This is a genomic window from Micromonospora sp. NPDC050200 (genome assembly GCF_040656135.1).
Lineage (GTDB): Bacteria > Actinomycetota > Actinomycetes > Mycobacteriales > Micromonosporaceae > Micromonospora.
Genome location: NZ_JBFALG010000035.1, coordinates 1 through 5,643, shown reverse-complemented (window position 1 = coordinate 5,643; position 5,643 = coordinate 1). Strand labels below are relative to the sequence as shown.

Below are 5,643 nucleotides of genomic sequence, written 5' to 3'. Positions count from 1 at the left end.
GTACGCCAGCGTGTGCTGGCCCGACTGGTTCACCGTGACCGGCGCCGAGTAGCCCGCGTACGGCTGCCCGTCCAGGGAGTACTCGATCCGGTCCACGCCGGACCCGGTGTCGACGGCGGACAGCGTCACGGTGGCGGATCCGACGTAGGCGCCGCTGTCGTCGCGCTGGCCCGTCACCGCGGCCGTCACGGTCGGTGGGGTGGTGTCCGGGGCCGGCGGTTCCACCACGGTGAACGACACCGACTGCGGTGTCGAGGTGTTACCCGCCTTGTCGGTGGCCCGGTAGCTGAAGGTGTGTTGACCGGGCTGGTTGACGGTGACCGGCGCGGAGTAGGTCCCGTAGGTCCCGCCGTCGAGGGAGTACTCGATCCGCCCCACCCCGGATCCGCTGTCCGTGGCCGTGAGCGTCACGGTGGCCGAGCCCAGGTACGCGCCGGTGCCGTCCCGCTCGCCGGAGACCGCGGCCGACACGGTCGGCGGGGTCGTGTCCGAACCGCCGCCGCTGACGACCAGCAGGCCGGTCATCCCGCCGTGGCCGGGGATGGCGCAGAAGTAGCGGTAGGTGCCGGGCGAGAGCACGACGTCGACGGTCCACCGGCCCCCCTTGGCGTCGGTCGGGTCGGCCAGGATGTTCACGTCGACGTCGCTGTTGTACGCCGGATTGCCCGTGTCGAAGGTCAGGGTGTGCTGCATACCGGTGGTGTTGCCGGTCGCGGCGCTGTTCTCGAAGACGAGCGTGGCCGGCCCGGCGACGGCGGTGGTCGGAGCGGAGCGGTAGGCGAGGAAATTGTCGCCGGCGGTCCAGGTGAGCACCTGGGCCTGCACCTGCTGCTGGCCCGCCGCCGAGGCCGCCGTCGCCCGGTCCGGGCCGATCGGGCGGGCGCTCGCCGGCACCGCCACCAGCCCGACGGTCACCCACAGCAGGGCCGCCGTGGCGACGGCGGTGAGCGATCTCCGGAGCCGGCCCGCGGGGAGCCGGTCAGGCAATGGATACCCGTTCATCAATGCCTCTCTCACAGGTCTGAGGAGCACCGGCGGGGGCCAGCATCACCCCTCCGATGTCACCTCTTGTCGCTATATGTGGCCGGATCAACGAACCGTGCCTCCCCTTTCCGGCCGCACGGGATCCTCGACCGTGGCCACCGGCCACGGTCGTGCTCTGTAGATGGCTCCGCCTGGTGTCAGCGGGCGAGCCGGATCGCCCGTGCGTTCAGGCAGGACTGTGTGTCGGAGCTGTCGGGGTGTCAGTTCGGCCTCGGAGCTGGCGAGGCGTCATCGAGAGGTGGGGGTGGACGTGAGCCACCACGGCGCGTCTCCACACCGGGTTGCTCGTTCCTCGTTGCCCGGCTGGGCCCCGAGGGGGCATCCCTGGGTCGGGACCGTGCCCCGGACGGGTTGTGCCGTCTGGGACCACGGTTCGAGATCTACCGCGCCGCCGGTTCATCTCGACGAAACATATTGACGGTTCCCGACACTACTAAGTTGACATCAAGGTGTCCAGAGCTTTTGTCGACGCCGGCGATACTTTTCTCCGATGCAACGAAAGTCTGCAGCGTCGCCCGCCGTGCGGGCGTTACATCATCGACAGTCCACCTCGGCCCCAGTACGGCGCGGGCGACGCCGCAGGGCAGCCGGGCGTGGGCGTCCGTACCACCGTCCGGGAAGGACGGGTCGGCCGGCACGCCAACTTCTCGGACGCGGCCGTCCATGGCGTCCGGGCCACAGCCGAGTCGGAGGCGGAGCGGCAGGGCGGATCGGCCCGCCGATGTCCATCAAAGCGGGTCAATTCGTGCCTGGGTTGTCGGGTCGATGCCGCTGGGGTGGGACGCGAGTGCACGGAGGTCCTACAGTTGCGTGGCACGCCGCGGCAGATCCCTATCCGGCTACGTAACGCGCTGGCAGCTGGCTGGGCGCTCGGTGTGAGCCTCGTCGGCCGGCAGGCGGTGACCGCGGATGTGCCAGGTCAGGACGGCTCCATGAACGGGTGTGGCGGCGCTCTCGGACCGGGGTCTGCGGGACAGACCCGCTACGGGGCGGCCCTCGCGACCATCGACCCCTACCACCGGGCAACGGCAGAAAGGATCGTCAACGGCCTCCGTTCCCGGATGTAGCCGTTGGGCACCCCGGCCGCAGCCGGCTGCGGAACTACCCGCAGCTGGCCACGGCCCCGGGCCTACGTGCCGATCCGGCGTGGTTCGAGCCGGGTGGCCGCCGGCCCGGTCAGCTGCCAGAACTCCTTCGGCAGTTGGGAGACGAAGTCCCCGTACTCCTTCGCGCTGACCGCCGCACGCAACGTGTCCAGCACGGCGCGCGCACCGTCGGTCGCCGTCTGGAGATCCACTGCGGCCCGTGCCTGCACCCGCTCGAAGAATTCAGCGAGCCCGAACGGCACGGCATCGTCGTTGGGTTTGGGTAGGTACACCCGCAGTTCCTCCGGAAGCTGCGAGGCGAGGTCCCGTGCCTGGCCGCCACTGATCCGTTCCGCCAACGTCTCCAGCGTCGCACGGGTGATCGGCTCGGCCTGCATCGGTGACACCCCTGGCCGCATCGCCACCGCCTGGACGAACTCCGCGTGGTTCACCTCGGACCCCCTCTCGCACCGGACCGTGCGGATACCCGCGCACCCAGGGCTGAAACGATCGGCTGGCGCGGAGACCCCGCACCCCCAGGCGGCGCCGCGACCGGCCGAGAAGGCCTGCCTTCACACCGAGGCGCGCGCCGCCGCGACGATGGCGCTCACCCCGATCCCCGCCTGGTCCATCAACTGGGTCGGCGTCCCGGAGGTGGGCAGCCCGCGTACCGCCAGATGCGTCACCCGCAGCGGCTCGGCAAGGTCGGCCAGCGATTCGAGGACCGCCGACCCCAGGCCACCTTCGGGGTAGTGGTCCTCGACGACCACCAGCCGACCGCCGGTGTCCCGGACGGCGGCGAGCAATCGCTCCCGGTCCAGCGGTTTGACCGAGTAGAGGTCGATGACCCGGGCGTTGATCCCCTCGGCCGCCAGCTCGTCGGCGGCGGCGAGGCAGTTGTGCACCGTCACCCCGGCACCGATCAGCGCCACCCGGTCGTCGCCGCCGCCGCGGAGCAGCTTGCTGCCACCCACCGGGAAGGCGTCGTCGTTGTCGTAGAGCACGGGGTGCCCGCCCCGGGTAGTGCGCAGGTAGTTGACGCCCTTGCGGTCGACCATCTGGGCGACGAGAGCGGCGCAGGAGACGGCGTCACTGGGATAGAGCACCGTCGACCCCTGAACGGCGCGCATGGCCGCCAGGTCCTCCAGCCCCATCTGGGACGGACCGTCCGCCCCGATCTCCACCCCCGCGTGCGAGCCGGACAGGGCGATGTCGGCCCGGGAGATGCCCGCCATGCGAACGAAGTCGTAGGCGCGGGACAGGAACGCCGCGAAAGTCGAGGCGAAGGGCCGGTACCCGCGCACCTGCAGCCCGACCGCCGCGGCGACCATCTGCTGTTCCGAAATGAACATCTCGAAGAAGCGGTCGGGGTACATCTTGGCGAACTCGTCGGCGCGGGTGGAGTCGCTGACTTCGCCGTCCAGGGCGACCACGTCCGGCCGGGAGCCCAACGCGCGCAGCGCATCACCGTACGCGTTCCGGGTGGCCACCTTCGCTCCCCTGTCATAGCGGGGCAGCACAGGCGGCTCGCTGGCGCGGGTAGCGGCGGGCGGCACGGGCTCGGGCCGCGGTCCGGTGACGCGGATCTGGCGTACCCCGCCGAGACCATCGACGGCCCGCTCGGCGGCATCGGGTTTCAGTGGCTTGCCGTGCCAGCCCGGCTTGTTCTCGACCTCGGGCACTCCCTTGCCCTTGACCGTCCGGGCGAGCACCACGGTGGGACCCGTCGCCTGCCGGGCGCGACCCAACGCGTCGTCGATCGCGGCCAGGTCGTGGCCGTCGATGACGATCGCCTGACAGCCGAACGCCTCGACCCGCCGCCGGTAGGTGTCCAGATCCCATTCCAGCTCGGTCGGCCCCCGCTGCCCGAACCGGTTCACGTCGACGATCGCGGTGAGGTTGCGCAGCCCGTAGTGGCCGGCCTTGTCCAGCGCCTCCCAGATCGAGCCCTCGGCCGTCTCGCTGTCGCCGCACACCGCCCACACGTGGTAAGGCAGATGATCGAGGTGCCGGCCCGCCAGCGCGATACCGACGCCGACCGGCAGTCCTTGACCGAGCGAACCGGTGGCGACGTCGACCCAGGGCAACGCCGGTGTGGGATGCCCCTGCAGACGCGACCCGAACTGGCGGTAGGTGTCGACCAACTCCTGGTCGGTGATCACACCCACCGCCTTGAAGACCGCGTACAGCAGCGGCGAGGCGTGGCCCTTGGAGAAGATGAGGTGGTCGTTTGCCCGACCGCGCGGCTCCGCCCAGTCGTACCGCAGGTGCCGGGAGATCAGCACCGCGAGCAGGTCGGCGGCGGACAGGCTCGACGTCGGATGCCCGGACCCGGCCCGGGTGCTGCACCGGATCGCATCCACCCGTAGCTGGGCGGCAAGCTCACCCAGCTGAGTGATCTCCTCGTCGCGGAGAGTGCGCTCTGCTTCCATGGTCACCGGCGTCGCCTCCAGCGATCGGCTTCTTCGGCCAGCCCTCCACGCCTGGCCGTCCGGCCCGACTGACCAGGCCGCTCGCCGCTGGCCGACTCCGCACCTACGGTAGTCAGGAAACCCGGTCGCCATCCGGTAACCACCGATTTGCCAGCCCGGGTCCCGAAGATCACCGCACGGTGAGGCCAGCCCCCTCCGCGCGTCTGCGACGTGCACCGCCGTTTCCCGTGATGGTGCACGGGTAGACGCCGCCATCCAGTCGAGAGGAAGGCCCGAAGGTGGACAGCAACGACTTCATCGGCTCGGTGGCGAAGCGCGCGAAGACGTCATCAGCGCAGGCGACCGCCCTCACCCGGGCCACGCTACGGACCTTGGCGGAACGGATCGACGGAGGCGAGGCCCGTGACCTCGCCACCCAGCTTCCCGAGGAACTTCAGGCCTACGCGTTCGCCTCCAGCGAGACCAGCGAGCGGTTCGGGCTCGACGTCTTCGTGCAACGGGTCAGCGGCCGCGCCGAGGTGGATCCGGCGCTGGCGGAGGCCGGGATGCGCGCGGTGTTCGACACGCTGCGCGAGGCCGTCCCACCCGGCGAGTACGACGACGTCATATCCCAGCTCCCGGCGGAGCTCGGGCAGGTCGCCGACCCGGTGGCGCCCTTCGACGGACAGCGCAGCCGCGGTTAGGTGTGGCCCGGACGCGGGCGACCGCCGTCAGCTGATCGACCCCTCCTTGCCTGGCGCCGACAACAGCGTGTAGCGGCGCGGAGAGAGCCGGCCGCACGGCGGGCAGGGCGTCGGCCGAGCCGTCCAAGCCGCCCTGCCGGCCCGAAAGGCGGACCGTCCAGCTCGCGCCAGTCTTCGACGGCGGCGACCTGGTCCTGGCGCCAGCCGCCTCCCGGGTACGCGCCGGCGTCCGCGCGGCTGAAGCGCCGGAATCGACTCGAGCCATCGGGCGTCAGTGCCCGCAAACGCGTTCAGGCCCACCCCCGAGGGGGTGGGCCTGAATGAATGTTTGTCCGGCGGTGTCCTACTCTCCCACACCCTCCCGAGTGCAGTACCATCGGCGCTGGAGGGCTTAGCTTC

At 70.8% G+C, this 5,643-nt stretch carries 4 protein-coding genes; 1 reads left to right on the top strand and 3 read right to left on the bottom strand.

Annotated elements, in window-relative coordinates:
- The 3 genes from AB0I41_RS22210 to AB0I41_RS22200 form a co-directional block, all read right to left on the bottom strand.
- Positions 1–1,002: plastocyanin/azurin family copper-binding protein (locus AB0I41_RS22210; protein WP_357110593.1), on the bottom strand; the 1,002-nt coding region annotated here is incomplete at its 3' end.
- Positions 1,003–2,173: 1,171 nt separating this feature from the next.
- Positions 2,174–2,581 (bottom strand): DUF2267 domain-containing protein, encoded by a 408-nt coding sequence (locus AB0I41_RS22205; protein ID WP_357110592.1) that lies wholly within the window; start codon positions 2,579–2,581, stop codon positions 2,174–2,176.
- A 120-nt stretch (positions 2,582–2,701) separates the two neighbouring features.
- Positions 2,702–4,561: a transketolase gene (locus AB0I41_RS22200; protein ID WP_357110700.1), complete on the bottom strand. Its 1,860-nt coding sequence runs from the start codon at positions 4,559–4,561 to the stop codon at positions 2,702–2,704.
- A 278-nt stretch (positions 4,562–4,839) separates the two neighbouring features.
- Between AB0I41_RS22200 and AB0I41_RS22195 the strand changes: the two genes are divergently transcribed.
- Entirely contained in the window at positions 4,840–5,244 is a 405-nt protein-coding gene (locus tag AB0I41_RS22195) for a DUF2267 domain-containing protein (protein WP_357110589.1), read from the top strand.
- Positions 5,245–5,643 lie beyond the last annotated feature (399 nt).